This window comes from uncultured Bradyrhizobium sp. (assembly GCF_936928535.1).
GTDB lineage: Bacteria > Pseudomonadota > Alphaproteobacteria > Rhizobiales > Xanthobacteraceae > Bradyrhizobium.
Map to the genome: position 1 here is coordinate 1 of NZ_CAKZHY010000164.1, position 20,911 is coordinate 20,911.

A 20,911-nucleotide genomic window follows, 5' to 3' on the forward strand; every position below is an offset into this window, starting at 1 on the left:
GCCGAAGCCACCGCTGGCCGCGCCGGCCGCACCAAGCCCGCCGTTGGCAAGCCAGCAGATCGCCCCCTTGCCGCCGCCGATCGACGTGCGGCCCGCCCCGGGCCCGCCGCCCGCAAAGCCCCGGCCGAAGCCGCCGCTGGTGCTGACGCCGCAGAATCCGTAAGGCGAAGGCAGGCGAGACGCCGCCGCAGTCTCCGTCATGCCGGGGCCTGTCCCGGAGGCCCGAGGGGCCGCCTTACCTCGCGGTAACCCCGTTCGCTCGCATTTGAATGAATTTTCGTCAGCAAAACTGATGCGACGATTTTACCGGATTCTCGCGTTTGTTCCCTAGCGTTGGTCTCAGAGGAACCCGGCGTCCTGCCCGCTTCCCGCAGGATGGCTGGCCAGGAACTGGACCAAGAACTGGGGTTATCGAGATGGATGGGGCGAAAACGCTTCTACAGGATCTGGACGACGCAATCGCGCGCGGCACCGACGAGAGCCGGGCGAAGGCATTGTGGCATGCGACCGATCTTCTGATCACCGGTCGCTACGTCGACGACGATATCAGCATGTTCGGCGAGGTCATCGGCCGGCTTGCGGACGAGATCGAGGTCGCCGCGCGGGCGCAGCTCTCCGAATTGTTGGCAGGCTGCGATCACGCGCCGCTCAACGTGATCGAGAAGCTCGCGCTCGACGACGAGATCGAGGTCGCAGGCCCCGTGTTGCGCGACTCCGTCAGGATCGGTGAGAAGGTGCTGGTCGAAAGCGCGATGACCAAGGGCCAGGCCCATCTGCTCGCGATCTCCCAGCGTGACGCGATCGGCGAGGCCGTGACCGACGTTCTCGTCAAGCGTGGTAACCAGGAGGTTGTCACCTCGGTCGCCAGGAACGAGGGTGCGCGCTTCTCCGGCTCGGGCCTGCTGCATATGGTCCGCCGCGCCGAGGGCGACTCGATCCTTGCCGAGCAGCTCGGCCTGCGCAAGGACGTGCCGCGCCATATCTTCCAGCAGCTCATCTCCAAAGCGTCGGAGGATGTCCGTCGCCGGCTCGCGACCGAGCGTCCCGAGATGATGTCGCAGATCCAGAGCTCGGTGACCGAGGTCACCGGCGATCTGCAGTCCAAGTTCGGTCCGTCCTCGCGCAGCTACTTCGTTGCCAAGCGCGTGGTGACGACGCAGTACCGGCAGGGCAACCTCAACCAGGTCTCGATCTCGAACTATGCGCGCCAGCATCGCTTCGACGAGGTCCAGATCGGCCTGTCGCTGCTGTCCTCGCTCCCGGTCGACGTGATCGAGCGTGCGCTGATGGATCGTAACCGCGAGATGATCCTGGTGCTCTGCAAGGCGCTCGACTTCTCCTGGGACACGACGATGTCGCTGTTGTTCCTCGGCGCCAAGGATCATCTGATCACGGCGCGCGAGCTCCACGACAATGAGCGCGATTTCAGCCGGCTCAAGATCGAGACGTCGCGCAGCATTCTGAAATTCTACCAGTCGCGCAAGAACAGCGCCGGCGCCGATCCCGCCACGGGTCGTCAGCCTGAGCTCCAGGTTCACTGAGCGGGATATCGAGGGAGTATTTGCAATGTTGCCTCAATTCGGCACCGCAGTTCGCAAGAACAAAAGCCTGACCAAGACGCTTCCCGCCGACACCGGCGGTGGGGCTCCTGAGAAGGCCACGGTCGACGCCGCATGGCTCGCGCTGGAAGCCGCCAACGATCTCGGCGACCACGCCGCGATCGAGGCCTGCCGCCGCGTGATAGACGCCGAGCTGAACGGCACGGTGCCGGGCAGCGCGGATGTCGACCTCGTCGTGGGCTATTTCCGCTAGGGGCAGCAAGGCTGCCGGCCGTTCAGCCGCAATTCCAGATCGCGCCGATCGGCGTCCGCGTCCAGCAGGGACCGAAGGTGCCACCATTGTAGCGCGAGCCGCCAAAGCCGGGCCGGCCGAAATAATGCCATTCGCCGTCGAAGTAGCGGTAATAGGCCGGCACCGGATCGATGTACCAGGGACGCTGGTTTTCGCGCGCGTAACGGCGAAACCCATTCTTCTGCATGAAGATCGGCTGGCTGTTGCTCAGCGGCTGGCGGTAGCCGGGCAGGAAGCCGTAGCCGTGCCAGCTTTGCTTGGGCCTCTTGTGGGCGGGCGCGGCCGGTGCCACCACCGGCAACAGTGACATGATGACAGCAACGAATAGACACAGGATGCGGGGCATAGGCCGACCATAGACAGTCGATTGCGGGAAAGCCATCCAATTTCGGTGGAGAAAACCGGCCGGGCTTAATCGCGGCGGAGCCGTCACGTCCTTGTTGCTTGCGCAGTAATGTCCTCCGCTGCGCCGATCCTGCACCGGCGCGATCAGCGCATGGACACGCAAATTGCACGTAGCTGTGATCTGTGGAACCACGGATGCTGGTAACGACGAAAAGCTCCTCCTCGTAGAGGCCTAAGCGAGCGCGTTTCGCAAAGCCGATCAACTGCAATCCGGGGAGAAACGATCCGATGCTGCGATTCAACGTCGCGGAGAATGGTGGCGGTTCTTATCGTCCGCTCGCCATGCTCCGCTGGGTCATGGTGGTCATATTCGTAGCGTTTGGAATGCAGAAATTCACGCTGCAATCCGCGCAGGGCATCGCCCAGTTCATCAGCAACAGTCCGTTTGTCTCCTGGCTCTCGGTGTTCGGCTTGAGGGGCGAGGCGTATTTTCTCGGCGTCACCGAGTTCGTGATTGCAGCGCTGCTCGCGGCCGGCAGCTTCAATCCGCTCTTGTCCGCGCTCGGTTCGTTCATGGGCGTGGTCACCTTCGCCATCACCTGGTCGTTCTTCTTCACGACGCCGGGCGTCGTGACATGGAGCCTTTCATCCGATCCGATGGCGTGGAACCTGACCGGCGAATTCCTGTTCAAGGACATCGTGCTGTTTTGCGTCTGCGCCGTGCTGTTTCTCGCTTCATTGCCGCAGTCAGTGGTCCGGTTGCGCGCTGGGTGAATGCAACAAGCCTCGTCCGATGCAAAAAGGCCTCGCCGAAGCGAGGCCTCCTTGTTTCACTTGACTGCCACGAACTAATCATCGTCCCAATGATGACGGCGGATCACGACGCCGCGGTCGTAGTCGCGGTCGTGATGGTACCAGCCATGATGCCAGCCGCGATCATGCTCGTAGATGCGGGCACGCGGGCCGTAATCATCGCGGTCGCCGCCGACATAGACGCCGAAGCCAGCCGCATTGGCGATGGTGGGGGCACCGATTGCGAGTGTCGCAACTGCCGCAAGAGCGTAAGTGAGCTTCCTCATCTGTTCCTCCTTCTGCATCGTCGGTGAGTCAACCGCCGCCGTCACGGCCTGTTGCAGGAACTGACAAGAAACTTTCTTGAATAGGTGTTCAGGTTTCATTGCCATCGTGAGAAAGCCAAAAACGCGTGGTGCACTGCGCGCGAACCGGAACATTCGTGTCGCGTCGGATCGCTGGCCAGCCAGGGGCAAACATGTCGGAACCGCCTTCGATCCTGATCGTGGAGGATGAATATCCGTTGCAGGGCGTGCTCGAGAGCGTGCTGGCGGATGCAGGCTTTGCCTCCGACATCCTTTCGTCCGGCGAAGAGGCGATGACGGTGTTCGTCGCGCGCGGCAAGCGTCACAAGGCGCTGGTCACGGATGTCTATCTGGGCGGCAAGCTCAATGGTTGGGATCTCGCCCGGAGAATGCGGGAAAAGGATCCGGCCCTTCCGGTCGTGTACATCACGGGCAGCGCTGGTGCTGCATTGTGGAGGTCGCAGGGTGTGCCCAACAGCGTGCTGCTCGAAAAGCCGTTTCATCCCGAACGGCTGGTTGCGACGCTGATGGGGTTGTGAGCTGCCGCGCAACGGAACAGCGCTCGCATCGACGCAACGATCTCAGCCGGAATTTCGTCTGGCTCCTGCATCGCCCTGCAAGCCAGACCTTGCTGCACTCAAGGCTGCGGCGAGCTCTTCGAGGTGGTAGGGCTTCGCCAGGATCTGGATGCCCGCCGCCTGCGCCTCGTGCAACGACGCTTCGGCGTAACCGCTGGTCAGCAGCACCGGGATGTCGCCGCGTCGTCGCCTGATCTCGCGCGCGAGCTCGATTCCATTCATGCCACCGGGCATCATGATGTCGGAGAAGATGACATCGACGGAGCGACCATCGGCCAGGGCGCCGAGCGCGGCGGCTCCACTCGCTGCTCGCGTCACGCCGTAACCAAGCTGAGCGAGCATCTCGCTGACCAGCGCGGCCACCTCCTCGTCGTCTTCAACCAGCAGAACCTGGCCCTGGTCATTCTTCTTGGGCCGCGCCTTGTTGAAGTCGATCAAATGCCGATGCTCCAAAGGTACATCGTTTGAGCGCGGTAGATACAGTTCGATGCTGGTGCCCTGGCCCAGTTGCGACTTGATACGGACCGTTCCGCGTGACTGGGTGGCAAAGCCATGGACCTGCGCCAACCCGAGGCCGGAGCCTTTGCCGATCTCCTTCGTCGTGAAGAATGGTTCGAACACCCGCGACAGGATCTCCGGGCTCATGCCCGTGCCTGTATCGGTCACGGATAGCCGAACGTAGTCCCCGAAAATCTGCTCCTCGTTCGCGTCGGGCAGGTTCTCGCCGCGCACGACGATCGTGCCGCCATTGGGCATGGCGTCGCGGGCGTTGACGGCCAGATTGAGGATGACCAGCTCGAGCTCCCCGGGATCGACCTCCACCGGCCAGAGCTGATCCGGAAAATCGAATTCGACATGAACGTCGCCTCGCAGGCTGCGATCGAGCAGTTCGCGCATTCCGCCGATCTGCATGGCGACGTCGACAGCCTCGGGTCGTAGCGTCTGGCGGCGCGAAAACGCCAGGAGCTGCTTGGTCAGGCTGGCACCGCGCTGCGCGGCCTGGATCATCCCGTCCATGAGGCGGCGCCTTCGATTCGGGTCGGGCTGGCGGTCGAGCATGTCGAGGCCGCCGGAGATCACCATCAGGAGATTGTTGAAGTCATGCGCCACGCCGCCGGTGAGCTGGCCGATGGCTTCGATCTTCTGGGCCTGGCGGAGCGTTTCCTCGACGCGCGTGCGCTCCTCCATTTCCAGGCGCAATTGCTCGTTGCTTTCCGCCAGCGCACGTGTGCGCTCGGCCACGAGGTTTTCGAGCTCTTGGGCCGTCTGCTCGCGCGCGGCGAGCAGGGCCCGGATTTCGTATTGGCGTCGTCGGGCACGCAACGCCGACTGGACGGCGCTGGTCAACGTCATCGGCTGCACTGGCCGTTCGAGCAGAGAGACGTTGCGCAGAAGCGAGACAAGGCTGCGGCGCCAGGACACGACCGCCGGCTGTTCGCGGTGGCTGGTAAGAACGACGAAAGGCAGGTCGGACCAAGGTGGCTGGCTCTCGATCCATTGGGCCAGCGGCGCAGTGTCCTTCCCGAACAGGGCTTCTTCAGCCACAAACACCGCACCGACGCCGGCACGCATTTCGCTCACCAGCGCGGTCAGGTTCCGGCAGGCGATCGCCTCCAGGTTGGTACTTCGGAGCAACTCGACGGATGCTGGCCCGTCGCGCCCGATCGGAGCAAAAACCAGGATACGGTGATCCGGCCCGGCGCTCATTCAATGGTCCCGTCCGGCAGGGCAGGGCCGGTATAATGCGGTGTGCCGGAAAAGATGCCACTGAACTCCTTGAGTGGCGGCCCGAGCTTGACGCCGCCCCTGGTCAGTCGAAACTCGCGGATCGCATGCTCGTGGTTGCCGCTTCGCTTCTTGACCACCGAGAGCGCGCGCCGCACCATTCCGCCGAGCTCGAAATAGCGCAGCATGAGCACGGCATCGCTCAGATAGCTGATGTCGAGGTTGGAATAGGTCGGGCCCATCAACCCATGCTGGGCAAGGATCAGGATGGTCAGCACGCCTTGCTGGGCGAGATAGCTGAGCAGCTCGTGCATCTGCAGGATGAGGAAGCGCTCGTCCGGCATTGCGTTGAGATAGCCGTTCAGACTGTCGATGATGACGATCTGGGCATTGTCGCGTTCGACGCTCGCCCTCACGTTGGCCGCGAACTCGCCGGGCGAGAGCTCGGCGGGATCGATTTGCTGAAAGCGGATGTGGCCCGACTCGATATGCTTCTCGAGATCCAGGCCCAGCGTCCTGGCGCGCGCTTCGACCGTGCCGCGGCCCTCGTCGAACGCGAAGAATACGGCGTGCTCGCCGCGTTCCGCCGCCGCGATCGCATAGGTCAGCGCCACCGAGGATTTACCGACGCCGGCAGAGCCGATGAGGAGCGCGTTCGTTCCGCGCTCGAGGCCACCTCCCAGGAGCTGATCGAGTTCTGCACTGCCGCTCGGCGTGAAGTTCCCGACAAACGATTTGTGGTGCTCGGCTGCAATGAGGCGGGGGAAAATCTTGAGGCCACCCATCTCGATGATGAAGTCGTGATAGCCGCCGCGAAAGCGGATGCCGCGCATCTTGATCACGCGAAGCCGGCGCCGCTCCGCGCCGTAGTCGATCGCAAGCTGCTCGAGCATGACGACGCCGTGCGCGATCGAATGCAGTTGCAAATCGTCTTGAGCAGAAGACAGGTCGTCGAGCAGGATGACCGTGCAGTTGCGGTTGGTGAAGAAGTGCTTCAAGGCCAGCACCTGCCGCCTGTAGCGCAGCGGGTTCTGGGCGAGCAGGCGCAGCTCGGACAGGCTGTCCAGCACGACGCGGGCGGGATTGACGCGCTCGACTTCCCTGAAGATCAGACTGGTGGTCTCGCTCAGCTCCATCTCGGCGGGATGAAACACCGTGAGCTCGCGGTCGGGATCGAGCGTCGTCTCGGGCGGCACCAGCTCGAAGATGTCGACGCCCTCCAGGGACCAGCCATGCCGTTGCGCGACCAGCGCCAGCTCACGTTTGGTTTCGGAGAGCGAAATGTAGAGCACGCGCTCGCCATACCTTGCTCCGCGCAGCAGGAACTGAAGCGAGATCGTTGTCTTGCCGGTTCCAGGCCGTCCCTCATAGAGGTACATCCGGTTGGCGTCGAACCCGCCGCCGAGGATATCATCCAGGCCGTCGCTGCCGGTCGAAATTCGCAGCAAATCGGTGGGGTTGCTGCCTGAAGCAGCCTTGGATGAACCGGTCATTGAAACCCCTCTATGCGCTCTGAACCCGCTATCTGCCCCGAACCTCCAAAGGGGTGGGCTGGGACAAAGTGGTCCCACAATTGGAACTCCCGAGCGGCGGTCGAGTTCCCGGCGGTCTCTTCGTTCAGACAAAGTTGGGGCGAAAGGCCCACCCTCGTCGGTTCAAGAGTGAACACAAGCAGCTCACGAGCCATGGCTGCCACAACGGCTCGATAAGATTTGGGTTTTAGTGGATTTGCCGCCGGATGCGGTAGATCACGACCGCTTCGCCGTGATGAATCGTGGTCTTCTCGAGCAGATAGTTCGCCTTTTCCAGCACGCGGCGCGAGGCGCCGTGTTCGATGAGGACCAGCCCGATCAGCGACGCTAATTTCAGCTCCAAGAGTCCAATGTCAGTCAGCGCGGTCGCGATTTCGCTGGCAAGCCCGTGGCCCCAGAACTCGCGCTTGAAGGTGTAGGCAATCTCGATCTCGTCGATGCCGTCCACGGGAATGTGCCGGATGCCGGGCGCGTCCGGCGAATGCGCCGTCCTTCGTGCGCAGCGCCCACAGCCCGAAACCGTGCCGATCCCAATGCGCCATGTTGGTCGCAAGATAAGTCTTGGTGACTGCGGCGGAGCGCACGCCGCCGAGATAGCGGGAGACCTCGGCATCGAGATGCAGCGCGACGAGGTCGGCGAGGTGGTCCTCGCGCAAGCGCTCGGCGGCCAATCTGTTCGTTTCGAAGTGATCCATGGAGGTAGACCGCAGCCATTGACACGGGACAACCACCGTCCTGCCGCGATTTATTCGGGCGTGTCAATCGCCCCCGAAGGCAGGTCTCACCCGCCAGATCAGTCGGAGAGGGCCTCACCAGCCCCGATCTCCTGGAGACGTTCCAGCTCGAGCTGCCGCTCGGCTTCGTACCAAAACTCATCCATTTGACCAGCCGGCTCACCCGCTTCTTTCCAAATCAGGAAAGCGCGTTCACGGACGTCGTCGTCGTCGAGGTGTTTCATGACCTCAGCTCGATCAAATGGTTTATGGGCCGTCTGATCATCGCGTGAAATTCCCTGATCTTGTTCTGCCATGAAGAGTTCTCCAACTATTCAAGCAGAGAAGCAGAGCGACGTTCCTAACGACCGCTATTGCTGCAAGGGCTGCAGAGGTCGAACCTCGCTTTGGCGACACAATGCGTCGGCAGGAGAGCACGAATTGTCGTTCTCCAGCGCTCCATAGAATACGAGACTGGCGAGGACGAGGATCACCAGAAGCCCGCCGATCAGCAGCCAATCCAGCTCGGACATTCTGTCGAACACACGTATCCTTCGTTAGGGAAGATCGGAGGGTAGCTGGTGCAAGGGTCCAGATCCGACCGCGTGTGAGGCTAGCTCTAGGCCGAACGTGATGACGGTCCAAAAGTGAACATTGGCTTCGTCTGGAAAGGCCAAGCAGCCTCGGCTCTGGAAGGGTGATGAGCCGAGGCCGCCTGTGCTTCGGAACGGAGGCGAATCCAACCGACGCTATCTGACTGTAGATCTGCATGAGGGGCGGCGCGTGTGCACTTTTGAACACTGGTGCGGCTTTGTTCGAGCGCGTGCTTTACGTCGCGTGAACAGGGAGCGACCTTCTTTGCCTCGGCGTGGTGCTGAGCCGCCGATTTTCGATAGGCGCCGGTATTTCCCCGGAGGTGTGCCCAAGGCTTGTTAAACCTATGTTGCCACGCGCGTTAGCGTGAGTGAGCATGAGCAGCGTTGGCACCAAGGACGATCCACCTATTCTCATCTGCTCTCAGTGCGGACGCCCGATGGATTTCCTCACGACTCTTGCAGAGATTGCAAATCTGCCGGCGGTGCATGCGTACAGATGCTTGCCGTGCCGTCGGGTGGAAACGATCGATCTCAGGCAAAGCAGGTGATGAGATGGAGCATGAAGGCAGGAGCGCCTGGCTTCAACTTAATACAGCCTCAGCCAGAAGAGCGAAGTAGGAGATGATCATGAAGAAGGCCATGGTCTGAAGCTCCTTCGCACGCAACTCGGCATCGCGATAGCTGAGGGGCTTCGAACGGCGATTGACTGCTGCTCTGCGAAGCGGGACGAGGCGCCGCTCCAAGATTCGATACACGAGTCTCATCGTTCCTGGTTCTCTCGTCAGCAATCTTTCACTCAGGATGTTCGTCGCGCTGTTGGCTGACGAACAGAGAGGAAGGCGAGCCTTCGCAGCGCTCCAGCTCTTCAGCTTGCGCGTGATACTGCGCGGCAATCGATTTCAGGGTTTGGGATGCTCTGTGGTCGCTGATGGTTTGCGAAAGCCGCTCTGCCTGAAAAGCCTGTTCGCGCAATCGGTGGGAATCTTCGCTCATGAAATAATCACCTGGCTAATGGCAGAAAACGCCTCAGGTCTCAGCTTGTTCCTGGCGCTATGCCGCCAACGGCTGCGCCGTGGCCCCCGCTACCGCAATCCAACATTTATCAAGTTTCGATGGAGACATGCGACCCATGCGCATCGACTGCATCCATTGCCTCAGACAATGCAGCGTTCACCTGTCCGACAGGGACATGAACCAAAGCCCGGGCGAGCTTTCATCCCTCATTCACTGTCTCGGTCCTAAACGGCCGGCCGGCGAAACGGCAAGGTTGGGACAATGTCCTTTGATCCGATGGCCGCGGCGGTCGATTGGCTTGACGCCTACCGCGCCGGCGATATCGAGAGCATCCTGGAAATGTATGCGCGCGATGCCGAGATTCATTGCGGCTGCGACGGCATGAAGACGATCTCGGATGCAAATGGCCGACGCGCCTATTGGCTCGATCGTCTCCGAACTTGTCCCGCGTTGGATCTCGATAATCTCCAGCCGTGGGAGGGTGCCGTGGTCCTCTCATACGTCACCCGCGCCGGTATCGTGAGCACAAGTCTGACCTTCAATTCCCAGGGAAAGATCACTTCGCAGGTCTGTGGTTTTTCGAATTAGACCGTGACCCAGCGTCGTGACGGGAACGACAACGTCCGCTTTGCCGGCGCTTTGCACCTATAGCGGCCGGAGTTGTGCGGCAGCGCAAAACGTCGCGATTGGCCATAGCCGGGCTCATGTGTAGCAGCGGAGTGACGGCATTAGATCCCTCATGGAGGGAAAGCTACTCGGGCAACCCCGCTTTCCGAAGGCCCTCAATCAACAGCTTCGAGTTTGACTTCCCACCCCGACCGATCCATCCGGATATCGTGAAGGCGGGATCGAGCTCAAGCACACGCGACGCAGCCTCACGCGCCTCTGCAACACGACCGAGATGGGCGAAAGCGGACGCGAGACACCGGTAGGTTGGTAAATGGGAGGGATTCTGACGTTGGGCTTTCTTCCCGGCGACGATGGCCTCATCAAAGCGACCAAGCTCAATAAGGGCCATCCCAATGCCTTCAAACGTCAAGTATGCTACCGGGCTCAACCGGTTGGCGCGTTCAAAGCTGCGGACCGCTTCTGCCGGCAGCCCCGCAACTCTATAGACATGGCCTCTGTTGTGCCATGTGATCCATGAATTTGGGTTGAGCGCGACCGCCCGGTCAGCCATTTCGATCGAGGCTTCACTATCGCCGACCATGAACGCCGAGATTACGGCGGCCACTGCTAACACGTCCGGATCACCATCATCGATGCTCAATGCCAGACGAAAAAGCCGAATTGCTTCCTTGCGGTCGAACTGCGGATCGTTGCTATAGCCCAAGAGGACGCTGACCATGTGGCAGATACCCGCCAAAGCCGCGACAGCGCTGAAACGAGGGTCGAACTCCAAGGCGCGATGAGCCAGCCTCATCGCCTCGGCAAAACCTACTCGCGTCGCTAGATAGTACTGTTGCAGGGCTCGGAGGCTAAGATCGTAGGCGGTGCGGTCTTCCGGTCGCCGCCGCGTCGCCAGTTCAATCTCTGTTTGAAGCATTTTTGGCTGAATAGCCGAGACAACGGCGGCGGTTACTTCGTCTTGGAGAGCGAAAATATCGGTCAGGTCACGCTCGAACCTATCCGCCCAGATGTGCGCACCTGTCACGGCATCAACCAACTGCCCTGTGATGCGTACTTTCCCCGACGACTTGCGTACAGCCCCCTTGAGGACATAGCGCACGCCAAGCCTGCGCCCGACTTCCGTGATGTCGACCGCCTTGCCCTTGAAGGTGAAGCTCGAATTGCGCGCGATCACGAACAGCGATTTAAAACGCGACAGCGCAGTCGTAATCTCCTCAACCATTCCGTCCGCGAAATAATCCTGTTCGGGGTCGCCGCTCATGTTCTCGAACGGCAGCACGGCGATGGAAGGCTTGTCGGGAAGCGCAAGAGCGCTCTCGGACGCAGCTTCGCCGGGATCTGAGCGCACCGCTTCTCTCGCCTCCCGCACGCATCCGACGAAACGGAATCCCTTGCGCGGAAGCGTCCTGATCAGGCGCTGCTCGTTCCCGGAGTCACCGATAGCGCTTCGCGCGACATTCCTTCGGGTCGTCAGCGCTGCATCCGAAACGCTGCGCCCATTCCAAATGGCATTGATGAGATCGTCTTTGTTTACGACGCGCTCCCTGTTGCGGATCAGGTAATCAAGCAGATCGAATACCTGTGGGTGACGGAGACCACGTCCGTTCCGTGATGCAACTCGCGCCGGTCCGTGTCGAATGCGTACTCCTCGAAGAGATAGCGCAAGCTGCGAATCCCATGAGCGCGCCTCCGATTGTCGTTAGGAGGCCCTTTAGCTCCGCTTGGAGAACCAAGAATAAGCCGCTGGTGAGCAAAATGTAAGCCGCTTGTTAAGCGCACTCGCTCTGACTCAGGCACCTTGGCCGGGTGGAAAGAACGTACCTTGGAGGTGCTGCAATGAGCACGACTTATAGCGCAACGAATGCGGCCCAGCCAACCGCATCGACGCCGCGAGTCTCCAGCGTTTTCAAGACCTTTTGGGCTGCCGCTCAAGAATGGCGCAAATGGGAGCGGCTGAAGGGCGTTTTATGTAACCTGAGTGATCGGGAGCTGATGGATATCGGCATTGCGCGTGGCGAAATCAACTACGTCGCCTCGAACCGAGATGCGGACCCCCGTGGTATACGATCCAGTGAATGGCTGCGATATCTGCCAACGGTGGACGGCCATGTTGGAGCCACCGACTTCCGTTAAGGATCAGAAGCGGGCGATCAAGTGCCGACGCCGACACAGACCCGGCCTGCTTATGCATGCGGTTCAGTCAGGGGGCCAAACTGTGGTGCTGAATAGACGGGATGCGTTGAAGATTTCCGCAGGAGCGATTCTTGCGCCAGCTCTCGTGCCAACTTTGGCCGCGGCACAATCGGCCCGCACAAAAATCGTTCTGTTGGGCACGACCGGAGGGCCCCCCTTGCAAGTCGGAAGAGCTGCACCGTCAAATGCGGTCGTGGCCGGAGATGCACTTTATGTGGTTTATTGCGGCAACGGCGTTGCACGGCAGATTGTGCAAGCTGGCCTTAGACTCAACGCATTGAGGAGCATTTTCATCACGCACCAGCATTCGGATCACAATTTGGATTACGGAAACCTTTTTTATTTCACCTGGTATTCAAGCCTGCGGAATCCAGTGAATTCTTATGGTCCACCGCCACTGACGGAAATGACAAAGAAGTTTTTCGAGTTAAATGCGTTCGACATCGACACTAGGATGCGGACTCATTAAGGCGCAGCCATAACCTGATTGACGCGAGCTGAACGAAGGCAAGGTAGTTGGCGGCGAGCCTGTCGTAGCGCGTCGCCACCCGACGACATTGTTTGATCCTGTTGAAGAACCGCTCGACCTGATTGCGATCGCTGTAGAGATAGGGGCTGAAGCAGATCGGATCGCTGCGATTGCTTTTCGGCGGGATGTTGGCCCACGCACCCTTTTTCATGGCCAGCTCTCTTATCCAATTGGCGTCATAGCCACGGTCGGCAAGCAGCATTGACCCGGGCTTCAGGCGAGAGAGCAGTTTTCCGGCAAATCGAACGTCGTGGGCCTCGCCGGGACTCAGCGCCAGCCGTACCGGCAGACCATTGCTATCGACCACCGCATGGATTTTGCTCGTCAAGCCGCCGCGGGACCTTCCCATCGATTGGCGCTGGTTTCTGTTGATGCAGGATCCATGCTGATGCACTCGGACAATCGAGGTGTCGATCATCTGGACAGCGGCATCATGTGCAGCTGCAAGTGCGTCTATGATGCGACCCCAGACACCAGCCCGCCGCCACCTGACGAAGCGTTGTAGCAAGTGGTGTATGGGCCAAACGCTGCCGGCAGATCACGCCAGGGTGCTCCTGATCGAAGGACCCAGAAGATGCCATTAAGGACACGTCGGTCGTTCACCCGAGGAACGCCACGCGGCTTGTTCGGCAGCATCGGGCTTATCGCAGTCCATTCATAGTCGGCGAGTTCGTAGCGCATGATTCGAGTCCCCAGTTTGGGAGTTTGAATCACGGGAGTTCCGCCAAACGCAACGCTTCTGGCTCGGCCCCGGTTCGGTGCTTACGGGCAGGAGAGGACATCAACCTGCCGACAATCCCTGACGAATCCGTCGAAAATGGACCCATTGCCGACGGGTCGATGACTGTCCCGCGATTACCTGCCATCGCGACTTGCGACCTGAAACTTAATTTCATCGACTTTCGAAAGCAGAAATCTCAGCAGCGGAGAGGTGTTAGCTTCGCTGTAGCCGATCACGAGGTCGACTATCGGCGGCTTGCCCTGGATTGGACGACTGACGATGGATTTCGGCATCAAGTTTTGCGCGTAAAGCGGAAGCAGACTGATGCCGCCGGTGGAAGCGATCAGAGAACTCGCCATAGCCAAATTCTCCGCCTGATGCGCGGGCTTGATGGTCAATCCATGGCGTTTAAAGAAGTCCTCGATGACCGTCCGCAATACCGATGCCCTTATCGGTGATACGCCGATGTAGGTCTGCCCCACCAACTCCTGCGGTCGGATCGCGCTCTTGGCCGTAAGGGGGTGATCATATGGCATCAACACAATCACCGGATCATGCCTTAGCAGCTTGAATTGCAAGCCAGGCGCATTCTTCTCTGGACGAAGGAAGGCGAGATCGATCTTGCCGCGTACCAGTCCGGCGGCAAGGTCCGGAGAATCCTCGCTGTGGATCGTGATCTCAGTGCTTGGCAGTTTACCGCGCAGGATACCCATCACGGCCGGGAGCCAGTCCATTTCATAGCCGGTGAGAAATCCGATCGAGAGAGATGATTTTGCCGGCTGCGCGGCGCGGCGCGCAGCTTCGCTGGCGGCTTCGACCTGCAACAGTGCTACGCGCGCGTGATCGAGAAATACCCGCCCCGATGGGGTCAGTTCGATGCCGCGCGGTCCACGGATCAACAATTGCACCCCGAGTTCCAGCTCAAGATCATGAATCTGCCGGCTCAGCGACGGTTGTGCCGTGTGCAGGCGCTTTTGGGCCGCCACCGTGAGACTGCCTTCTTCGGCTACGGCGACGAAATAGCGGAGGTGTCGGAGTTCCATGGAGCCAGTCCTGGAAAGTATGGCTTGAACCTTACAAAGTCTTTCTCCCGAGCGCCAGTATTTCCTAAATCACTCCCAGACGCTGAAGCAGATCGATCAAGCGCGTTGCACGTGCTTCGTCGATCGGTCCATTCAGCCAGACCAAATGGGTATGGCAGTGGTTCTATTTGGGAGATGCATGATGAGCCATCCAGTTGTCCTGATCACCGGCGGACTCACCGGCATCGGCCGCGCGACGGCGTTGGCCTTTGCTCGCGAAGGTGCTCGTGTCGTTGTTTCCGGTCGCCGCAACGATGCCGGCATGGCGCTCGCGGTTGAGCTGCGGGCGCTCGGCGCTGAAGCGGAGTTCGTTGGTGCCGATGTTCGACGCGAGAGCGAGGTGCAGGCGCTGGTCGAACGGACGGTCAAGCAGTTCGGCCACATCGACATCGCCGTGAACAATGCCGGTACCGAGGGAATGCCCGGCCCCGTCACCGATCAGAGTGCCGAGAGCTATACAGCGACGTTTGACACCAATGTGCTCGGCGTTCTCCTTTCGATGAAGCACGAACTGCGAGTGATGCAGCCGCAGGGATCGGGAAGCATCGTCAACATCTCCTCGACCATGGGCAGTCGCGGCGCGCCGAACGCGTCGCTCTACACTGCAAGCAAACACGCCGTCGAAGGTCTGACCAAATCCGCCGCATTGGAAGCCGCGGCCTTCGGCGTCCGTGTCAACGCGATCGCCCCCGGTCCGGTAGAGACCGCGATGCTTGACCGGTTCACCGGTTCGGCCGAGCGCAAGGCCGGGATGGTGGCCGGTATCCCGCTCAAGCGCGCGGGCAAACCGGACGAACTCGCCGATGCCATCCTGTTCGTGGCGTCGGACAAGGCATCGTTCATTACCGGCCAAATCATCAGCGTCAACGGCGGCCGGACGGCCGCGTAGCTTCACACCCAACCATCAGACACATCAGGAGATTAGTCATGACCGACCTCATCAGCCGAACCGCCCTCGTCACCGGTGCTTCCCGCGGCATCGGCCGCGCCACCGCTCTCGCGCTGGCCAATGCCGGTGCTCGCGTTATCGTTCACTACGGCAATTCCGCCAAGGACGCGGACTCGCTGGTCGCCAAAATCCGCGAGGCCGGCGGGCGGGCCGACGGCGTCAAGGCAGACTTGTCGGCGCCAAATGGTGCGCACAAACTCGCGAACGAAGTTGGCAAACTCGTCGACGGTAAGCTCGATATTCTCGTCGCCAACGCGGGCATTTCGGTGCCGGCCAGCATCGAGGCGCAGACCGTCGAAGACTTCGACCGTATGTTCGCAGTCAATGTCCGCGCCCCGTTTTTCCTGGTGCAGCAATTGCTACCGCTGATGGCCGAAGGCTCGAGCATCGTGATGACGTCGTCGCTGGCGGCGCGCGCTGCTGTGGGCCAGTTGCCGGCTTATTCCGCCACCAAGGGCGCGATCGACACGCTTGTGAAGCATTTCGCGTCGCTGCTGGGATCTCGTGGTATCCGCGTCAACGCGGTCGCACCGGGGATCATCGATACCGACATGTCGGAGTTTTCCAAGACCGAGGAAGGCCGCAAATATGCTCTGGGGATGCAGGCGCTGCAACGAATCGGTCATGCGGATGACGTCGCGGAGGTCGTGACGTTCCTGGCGTCAGATTCTGCGCGCTGGGTCACCGGCGACACCGTCCAGGTGGGCGGCGGTTCGAAACTTTGACGCCCGGAGAAAGCAGCGATGAAACTCTATCAGTCAAATGCCTCGCCCAATTCTCGCCGCGTGAGAATCTACCTCGCGGAGAAGGACATCTCGATGACCGTTGTGCCGGTCGACCTCGGCGCACGCGAACAGTTCTCCGAGGCCTATGCGACGATCAATCCGCGCCGTGTCGTCCCCGCTCTCGTTCTCGATGACGGATCGACCATCGGCGAAGTCCCAGCCATCATCCGCTATCTCGAGGAGACGTACCCTCACCGGCCACTGCTCGGAACTACAGCTAAGGAAAAGGCCGCAATTACCATGTGGGAGCGTCGGATGGAGCAGGAGGGATTCGCCGCAGTCATGGAGACGGTTCGTAACGGCGCCGCCGCTCTTAAGGGGCGCGCCATCGCGGGACCGCACGGCTACGACCAGATCCCTGAATTGGTCGAGCGTGGCCGTCGTCGCATTGCCGACTTCTATGACGATCTGGAGACCCGGTTGGTCGAAGTGCCATTCGTGGCTGGGGATCAGTTCAGCGTCGCTGATATCACAGCAATGGTCGCAATCGATTTTGCAAAAAAAGCGTTGAGCTTGGAGATACCACCCAAAAACGCAGGTTCGAGGCGTTGGTATGACGTCGTATCATCGCGTCCAAGCGCCGACGCGTAAGGCTCTAGTCATGGAGGCCGGGACTCGCGGATTTTCTTGGTCGTCTCTGGCCCATCGAGACATTTGCTGCGGTTGCGGAAAGGCCGTCGGTGTCGGGACGAACCGGATATCGAAGAGGATTTATGATGGGGTGGACGCCCCGCCGACGGCATCGATGTGCCAAAGTGGAGGTGTTGAGCACCACTTAAGGGAGGCGTCCGTGTCGGAGGTTAGCATAATCGGTCTGGATATCGCCAAGCATGTTTTCCACGCTCACGGAGCAGACGGGAAAGGGCGAACTGTATTCAGCAAACGAATCACTCGGGGAAAATTGCTGGATTTCTTTGCAGCCCAGCCGAGTTGTACCGTCGCGTTGGAGGCATGTGGCGGTGCTCATCACTGGGCGCGCCAGCTCACCCAGTTTGGCCACCAGGTACGGCTGATCCCACCGGCCTACGTAAAACCGTTTGTGAAGCGACAGAAGAACGACGCGATCGATGCCGAGGCGATTTGCGAAGCCGCTCAGCGACCGAGCATGCGGTTTGTGGCCGTAAAGAGCGAAGAGCAACAAGCGGCGGGCTTGGTATTTCGAACCCGCGATCTGTTGGTGCGACAGCGAACTCAGCTCATCAACGCTATACGGGGACATCTCACGGAATATGGCTGGGTCGCACCCAAGGGGCCGTCGCATGTAACGATGCTTGCCGATCTGATCGAGGAAGATGAGATGGTCAACTCGCTTCCCAAAGCGGCCCACGCGATGTTCCGAGTGATGTTAGACCTGCTCGACAGTTTGAACGGCAAAATCGCGGATCTCGACAAGGAGATCGCAAGGCGCGCTCGGGAGGATGAAGTATCGCGCCGGCTCATGACCATTCCCGGTATCGGCCCAATCTCAGCCACTGCGATCGCAGCCTTAGCTCCGCCAGCTGAAACCTTTGCCAAGGGTCGTGACTTTGCCGCCTGGCTAGGTCTCACGCCTCTTCAAAGATCGACGGGCGGCAAGCAGAAGCTCGGTGCAACATCCAAGATGGGCGAACGCACGCTGAGACGTCTACTCATCATCGGCAGTAGCGCCGTTGTAAAGCAGGCGAGCAAACGTGGCGCCCCTAAAGGCTCCTGGCTCGAACAGATGCTGGCTCGCAAGCCGCGTATGCTGGTAACAGTCGCACTCGCCAACAAGATGGCGCGGATCGTATGGGCGCTGCTGCTGAAGCAGGAGAACTACAAGGCTCCGGTCGCCGCCAAGGCATAACCTTAGCGGACCTGAGGTCGTCAGAGATGTAGTCGGTCGAAGGAGGGTATGGCACACAGTCGGCGAGACGAGGCCGGAAGAACCAGGCGTACTCATCGTGCCTAGAGCACGCTTTTATGATTTGGTTCCGGTCTGCGAACTCCCATACGGGCCCGCGGCTTCATCGCTGCACCATCAGAGGCCGGACAGATGGCAGCATCCGACTACGTGCCGATCTTCCTCAAAAATCGCTTGCATCTCGCGGGGCGTCCACAGATGAGTACGCGCCCTAGAATTCGCGATGAAGGCAAGCCTGATCCCAGAGCAATGCTTGTCTCGCATGAGATAGAAGCGGCCGGAACTGTGATGCAAGACGACAATGTGAGGGTCAGCTGCATCTTGGCTGACCATCCACCGCTTCCGGTGGCACTGTCGTATCGCTTTGACACTGCGGATCGCTCCATCGTGTTCTCTGGAGATACCCGAAAGACAGATGCTCTAATTGACCTGGCTAAAGACGCGGATGTATTCGTGTGCGAGGCGCAATATCTTCGGGGAGCGCGCCAAGTGCTCGATGGAGCCGTGAAAGTAGGCCGGTTTGATAAGGAGACCGCAGACAACCCTTTCAAAAGCATATCAGGCAATGCACTTACGGTCGAGCAAGCAGGCGAAGTGGCCCAAGCCGCAGGGGTCAAAAAGCTGGTGCTAAGTCATTTCGTACCAGGAAACGGCGCCGTTCCCGATCAGGTGTTCGTAGACGAAGCTCGCAAAGCTTTCTCCGGCGAAATCATAGCGGGCCGGGACTTACTCGAAATTAAGGCCTCAACCGTTAGCCATTAATATCAGGCCTGTCGTGCACGGCGGAGAACGGGGCGTGCGGGAGATCGCTGGGAGAAGATCGGAAGGCGTTTTCACTGATGTCTACGCTGTCAGCGTGCCGACGGCACCACGGCTGCAGCCTCGACGAGGTCACCGATGCAGAAATGGGCCATGTGCGCGACAGCTTCGGCGCTGTGATAGTCGCCGAATTCGGCCGTGGCTTCCTTGCCGGCGTACATCCGGGCGATGCCGGCGCCACCGGGGTGATGCGGGGCCCATTCAGTGATGTCGTAAACCTTCCCTGCAATGATGACCCAGCAGTCGTCCCGCGTATTGTGCCGGGCGACCTCCGCGCGCGCGACGGGCCGCCGCTCCCTGGCGGCGGCGGCCGGCGTCCAGAGCTTGCCGGGAATGGTGGCGTAGTTGGCCTTGGCGGCCCGGCGGAAATCCCACGGCCCCAATCTCTTGTAAGGCAGCTCGGTGCCGATATTGCGGGCGTCGTAGGCGTAGATCCAGGAATCGTCCTCGCCGCCGCGCTTGTCATGGGCAAACGCCGGGCTGACCCGCTCGTCCAGCTTCTCGAGCAGCGCCTTCTGCTCGGCGGTGTCCTTGGCCCGCAGATGATCGAAGGCGAATTTGGAGCCGAGCTGGAAGCGGGTGGCGCGGTAATGCCGCACGCGCTCGTAATGCAGCAGCGCTGTCGCCACATCGTCCTTGTTCAGGGCGAAGGCGCTGCCGAGCGCGGCGGCGTCCTCGAAGGACTGCGCGGCGCCCTGGCCAAACGTCGGAAGCATCGGGTGCGCTGCATCGCCGAGCAGACAGATCCGGCCTTGCACCCAGGTTTCGAGCGCGTCGCGATCGTAGAGGCCCCACTTTGTGGGACGCACGATCGCCCCTGCCAGGGCCAGCAGGTCGTCGCGACTGGGGCTGCCCTCGAATGCCTCGCCCACCTCGCGAAGGATCTCCTCCCGACCGACCGGAAACCAGTCGCCTTCCTCCTGCTCGAACGCGGCAGAGTCGGGCTCATAGCGGGCGATCCACACGTTCAGCAACTCGCCGCCGCGGACCCAATAGGTCGTCGCCCCGCTCTTGTCGTTGCGATGCCGGTCCATGCTGAAGGAGTCGATCGGATTGTTGTCGAGCGCCCTGCCGTCGGCCTTGCGGAGCGAGGCGACCGCCGTCCGCGGAATGAGTCCGCGAAAGCAGGTCACCTCGGTCCAGCGCTTGGGACGCGGGTTCTGCCACGCCAGGTGCAACGTGGCAGAGTTGATCCCGTCGGCCCCGACCAGAACCTCTCCCGTGGCGGTTCGGCCATTCGAAAAGCTGGCCGTCACCTCGCTTGCGCTCTGGTGCAACTGTGTCAGCCGGCAATCCATATGCACGGTGATCGGGCATGGCTCTCCGCTATCGGGACCGAACGCGAACACCCGCTTGTAGAGGCACATCAACAGGTCCAGCCTGTGCATGTGATGAAATCCGGCACCATCGCCGGCTGCCGTGACGTGATCGAAGGGCCGCTTCGTGACGCTGCCATCCGCGTTGAACTGCCGGGTCGATTCCAGAATGGCCGCCCGGCCACCGTCGATCGCCCCATCGGGGCCCTTGGGATCGCCGCCATCGAGATCGACACCCAGCCAACGGCATAGCCGCGCTCCGTTAGGCGGGATGTTCAGGCCGGCGCCCGCTGTGCTGGGCACCTTGGTCTGCTCGTAGACATCGACCGATGCGAAGACGCCGGACTGCCGCAGCGCCAGGGCCGTCATCAACCCGCCCATTCCGGCACCGATGATCACCGCCCGCATCCTGTCATCCTTCGCGTCAGGTGGATGTCGTTTGAACGGATGAAATCGCGACGAACCGCCGGCCGAGCGGCGATCGTGCGATGATGCCATCATGCCAGTGTTTTGCCCGACGGGTCAACGGATTTTCCGAAGTTCCGGAACCAGCC

21 protein-coding genes and 3 pseudogenes are annotated in these 20,911 nt (G+C 60.8%); 11 read left to right on the forward strand and 13 right to left on the reverse strand.

All coding sequences use genetic code 11. The features are described 5' to 3' along the window. Window positions 1-201, reverse strand: a pseudogene (locus Q0687_RS29930) (hypothetical protein); the annotation flags it as partial. Between the two features lie 215 nt (window positions 202-416). Between Q0687_RS29930 and Q0687_RS29935 the strand changes: the two are divergent. Continuing rightward, complete coding sequence (locus Q0687_RS29935) at window positions 417-1,541, forward strand: DUF2336 domain-containing protein (RefSeq protein WP_298885037.1); 1,125 nt, start codon at window positions 417-419, stop codon at window positions 1,539-1,541. A 25-nt stretch (window positions 1,542-1,566) separates the two neighbouring features. Next, on the forward strand, window positions 1,567-1,812 hold the full coding sequence (locus tag Q0687_RS29940; protein ID WP_298885038.1) for a hypothetical protein: 246 nt from the start codon (window positions 1,567-1,569) through the stop codon (window positions 1,810-1,812). Between the two features lie 22 nt (window positions 1,813-1,834). Here Q0687_RS29940 and Q0687_RS29945 read toward each other — a convergent pair whose 3' ends face one another. Continuing rightward, window positions 1,835-2,197: a hypothetical protein gene (locus tag Q0687_RS29945; protein ID WP_298885039.1), complete on the reverse strand. Its 363-nt coding sequence runs from the start codon at window positions 2,195-2,197 to the stop codon at window positions 1,835-1,837. Window positions 2,198-2,484: 287 nt separating this feature from the next. Between Q0687_RS29945 and Q0687_RS29950 the strand changes: the two genes are divergently transcribed. Continuing rightward, window positions 2,485-2,970 (forward strand): DUF417 family protein, encoded by a 486-nt coding sequence (locus tag Q0687_RS29950; RefSeq protein ID WP_298885040.1) that lies wholly within the window; start codon window positions 2,485-2,487, stop codon window positions 2,968-2,970. 74 nt (window positions 2,971-3,044) lie between these two features. Here Q0687_RS29950 and Q0687_RS29955 read toward each other — a convergent pair whose 3' ends face one another. Next, on the reverse strand, window positions 3,045-3,275 hold the full coding sequence (locus Q0687_RS29955; RefSeq protein WP_128950348.1) for a hypothetical protein: 231 nt from the start codon (window positions 3,273-3,275) through the stop codon (window positions 3,045-3,047). A 191-nt stretch (window positions 3,276-3,466) separates the two neighbouring features. Here Q0687_RS29955 and Q0687_RS29960 point away from each other — a divergent pair, with 191 nt between their 5' ends. Continuing rightward, window positions 3,467-3,832: a response regulator gene (locus tag Q0687_RS29960; protein ID WP_298885041.1), complete on the forward strand. Its 366-nt coding sequence runs from the start codon at window positions 3,467-3,469 to the stop codon at window positions 3,830-3,832. A 42-nt stretch (window positions 3,833-3,874) separates the two neighbouring features. Here the strand turns inward: Q0687_RS29960 and Q0687_RS29965 are convergent, their stop codons facing one another. From Q0687_RS29965 to Q0687_RS29985, 5 genes and pseudogenes are all read right to left on the reverse strand, one after another. Beyond that, window positions 3,875-5,578 (reverse strand): ATP-binding protein, encoded by a 1,704-nt coding sequence (locus Q0687_RS29965; protein ID WP_298885042.1) that lies wholly within the window; start codon window positions 5,576-5,578, stop codon window positions 3,875-3,877. After that, window positions 5,575-7,089 carry an ATPase domain-containing protein gene (locus Q0687_RS29970; RefSeq protein ID WP_298885043.1) on the reverse strand — a complete coding sequence of 505 codons (1,515 nt, stop codon included), beginning with the start codon at window positions 7,087-7,089 and terminating at the stop codon, window positions 5,575-5,577. The genes Q0687_RS29965 and Q0687_RS29970 overlap by 4 nt, the downstream gene beginning before the upstream one ends. A 226-nt stretch (window positions 7,090-7,315) precedes the next feature. Next, window positions 7,316-7,823, reverse strand: a pseudogene (locus tag Q0687_RS29975) (GNAT family N-acetyltransferase). Window positions 7,824-7,921: 98 nt separating this feature from the next. Next, window positions 7,922-8,158, reverse strand: coding sequence for a DUF2934 domain-containing protein (locus Q0687_RS29980; protein WP_363324017.1), 237 nt, complete (start codon window positions 8,156-8,158; stop codon window positions 7,922-7,924). A 1,071-nt stretch (window positions 8,159-9,229) separates the two neighbouring features. After that, the gene (locus tag Q0687_RS29985; protein ID WP_298885044.1) at window positions 9,230-9,430 is read right to left on the reverse strand and encodes a hypothetical protein; all 201 of its coding nucleotides are present in this window, start codon (window positions 9,428-9,430) and stop codon (window positions 9,230-9,232) included. Window positions 9,431-9,727: 297 nt separating this feature from the next. Between Q0687_RS29985 and Q0687_RS29990 the strand changes: the two genes are divergently transcribed. Next, window positions 9,728-10,039, forward strand: coding sequence for a nuclear transport factor 2 family protein (locus tag Q0687_RS29990; protein WP_298885045.1), 312 nt, complete (start codon window positions 9,728-9,730; stop codon window positions 10,037-10,039). Window positions 10,040-10,202: 163 nt separating this feature from the next. Here the strand turns inward: Q0687_RS29990 and Q0687_RS29995 are convergent, their stop codons facing one another. Together Q0687_RS29995 and Q0687_RS35905 are read right to left on the reverse strand one after the other, a co-directional pair. Beyond that, window positions 10,203-11,429, reverse strand: coding sequence for a tetratricopeptide repeat protein (locus Q0687_RS29995; RefSeq protein ID WP_298885046.1), 1,227 nt, complete (start codon window positions 11,427-11,429; stop codon window positions 10,203-10,205). Window positions 11,430-11,519: 90 nt separating this feature from the next. Beyond that, window positions 11,520-11,720: pseudogene (locus Q0687_RS35905) on the reverse strand (winged helix-turn-helix domain-containing protein); the annotation flags it as partial. A 197-nt stretch (window positions 11,721-11,917) separates the two neighbouring features. Between Q0687_RS35905 and Q0687_RS30005 the strand changes: the two are divergent. Next, entirely contained in the window at window positions 11,918-12,214 is a 297-nt protein-coding gene (locus tag Q0687_RS30005) for a hypothetical protein (protein ID WP_298885047.1), read from the forward strand. 509 nt (window positions 12,215-12,723) lie between these two features. On the opposite strand, the gene Q0687_RS30010 is transcribed toward Q0687_RS30005, so the two are convergent. Together Q0687_RS30010 and Q0687_RS30015 are read right to left on the reverse strand one after the other, a co-directional pair. Beyond that, window positions 12,724-13,484, reverse strand: a protein-coding gene (locus tag Q0687_RS30010) for an IS5 family transposase (protein WP_298885048.1) whose coding sequence is annotated in 2 segments (ribosomal slippage) — window positions 12,724-13,301 and window positions 13,301-13,484 — 762 coding nt in all. Because the reading frame shifts where the segments join, the coding sequence is not laid out codon by codon here. Window positions 13,485-13,658: 174 nt separating this feature from the next. Further along, complete coding sequence (locus tag Q0687_RS30015; protein ID WP_298885049.1) at window positions 13,659-14,567, reverse strand: LysR family transcriptional regulator; 909 nt, start codon at window positions 14,565-14,567, stop codon at window positions 13,659-13,661. A gap of 178 nt (window positions 14,568-14,745) precedes the next feature. On the opposite strand from Q0687_RS30015, the gene Q0687_RS30020 reads away from it, so the two are divergent. The 5 genes from Q0687_RS30020 to Q0687_RS30040 all read left to right on the forward strand — a co-directional run bounded on the left by Q0687_RS30020 (window position 14,746) and on the right by Q0687_RS30040 (window position 18,984). Next, entirely contained in the window at window positions 14,746-15,495 is a 750-nt protein-coding gene (locus Q0687_RS30020; RefSeq protein WP_298885050.1) for a glucose 1-dehydrogenase, read from the forward strand. Between the two features lie 38 nt (window positions 15,496-15,533). Then, window positions 15,534-16,280, forward strand: a complete 747-nt coding sequence (locus Q0687_RS30025; RefSeq protein ID WP_298885051.1) for an SDR family oxidoreductase — start codon at window positions 15,534-15,536, stop codon at window positions 16,278-16,280. Between the two features lie 18 nt (window positions 16,281-16,298). Next, window positions 16,299-16,931 (forward strand): glutathione S-transferase, encoded by a 633-nt coding sequence (locus Q0687_RS30030; RefSeq protein ID WP_298885052.1) that lies wholly within the window; start codon window positions 16,299-16,301, stop codon window positions 16,929-16,931. A gap of 199 nt (window positions 16,932-17,130) precedes the next feature. Next, window positions 17,131-18,165, forward strand: coding sequence for an IS110 family transposase (locus Q0687_RS30035; protein ID WP_298885053.1), 1,035 nt, complete (start codon window positions 17,131-17,133; stop codon window positions 18,163-18,165). Between the two features lie 189 nt (window positions 18,166-18,354). Then, a complete protein-coding gene (locus Q0687_RS30040; protein ID WP_298885054.1) occupies window positions 18,355-18,984 on the forward strand; it encodes an MBL fold metallo-hydrolase in 630 nt (209 codons plus the stop codon). An 89-nt stretch (window positions 18,985-19,073) separates the two neighbouring features. On the opposite strand, the gene Q0687_RS30045 is transcribed toward Q0687_RS30040, so the two are convergent. Next, on the reverse strand, window positions 19,074-20,765 hold the full coding sequence (locus tag Q0687_RS30045; protein ID WP_298885055.1) for a cytochrome b5 domain-containing protein: 1,692 nt from the start codon (window positions 20,763-20,765) through the stop codon (window positions 19,074-19,076). Between the last annotated feature and the right edge of the window lie 146 nt (window positions 20,766-20,911).

Bases quoted from the DNA above. Each gene is read 5' to 3' on its own strand.
- Q0687_RS29935 (WP_298885037.1), top strand. From the start codon at position 417: ATGGATGGGGCGAAAACGCTTCTACAGGATCTGGACGACGCAATCGCG.
- Q0687_RS29940 (WP_298885038.1), top strand. From the start codon at position 1,567: ATGTTGCCTCAATTCGGCACCGCAGTTCGCAAGAACAAAAGCCTGACC.
- Q0687_RS29945 (WP_298885039.1), bottom strand. From the start codon at position 2,197: ATGCCCCGCATCCTGTGTCTATTCGTTGCTGTCATCATGTCACTGTTG.
- Q0687_RS29950 (WP_298885040.1), top strand. From the start codon at position 2,485: ATGCTGCGATTCAACGTCGCGGAGAATGGTGGCGGTTCTTATCGTCCG.
- Q0687_RS29955 (WP_128950348.1), bottom strand. From the start codon at position 3,275: ATGAGGAAGCTCACTTACGCTCTTGCGGCAGTTGCGACACTCGCAATC.
- Q0687_RS29960 (WP_298885041.1), top strand. From the start codon at position 3,467: ATGTCGGAACCGCCTTCGATCCTGATCGTGGAGGATGAATATCCGTTG.
- Q0687_RS29965 (WP_298885042.1), bottom strand. From the start codon at position 5,578: ATGAGCGCCGGGCCGGATCACCGTATCCTGGTTTTTGCTCCGATCGGG.
- Q0687_RS29970 (WP_298885043.1), bottom strand. From the start codon at position 7,089: ATGACCGGTTCATCCAAGGCTGCTTCAGGCAGCAACCCCACCGATTTG.
- Q0687_RS29980 (WP_363324017.1), bottom strand. From the start codon at position 8,158: ATGGCAGAACAAGATCAGGGAATTTCACGCGATGATCAGACGGCCCAT.
- Q0687_RS29985 (WP_298885044.1), bottom strand. From the start codon at position 9,430: ATGAGCGAAGATTCCCACCGATTGCGCGAACAGGCTTTTCAGGCAGAG.
- Q0687_RS29990 (WP_298885045.1), top strand. From the start codon at position 9,728: ATGGCCGCGGCGGTCGATTGGCTTGACGCCTACCGCGCCGGCGATATC.
- Q0687_RS30005 (WP_298885047.1), top strand. From the start codon at position 11,918: ATGAGCACGACTTATAGCGCAACGAATGCGGCCCAGCCAACCGCATCG.
- Q0687_RS30015 (WP_298885049.1), bottom strand. From the start codon at position 14,567: ATGGAACTCCGACACCTCCGCTATTTCGTCGCCGTAGCCGAAGAAGGC.
- Q0687_RS30020 (WP_298885050.1), top strand. From the start codon at position 14,746: ATGATGAGCCATCCAGTTGTCCTGATCACCGGCGGACTCACCGGCATC.
- Q0687_RS30025 (WP_298885051.1), top strand. From the start codon at position 15,534: ATGACCGACCTCATCAGCCGAACCGCCCTCGTCACCGGTGCTTCCCGC.
- Q0687_RS30030 (WP_298885052.1), top strand. From the start codon at position 16,299: ATGAAACTCTATCAGTCAAATGCCTCGCCCAATTCTCGCCGCGTGAGA.
- Q0687_RS30040 (WP_298885054.1), top strand. From the start codon at position 18,355: ATGGCAGCATCCGACTACGTGCCGATCTTCCTCAAAAATCGCTTGCAT.
- Q0687_RS30045 (WP_298885055.1), bottom strand. From the start codon at position 20,765: ATGCGGGCGGTGATCATCGGTGCCGGAATGGGCGGGTTGATGACGGCC.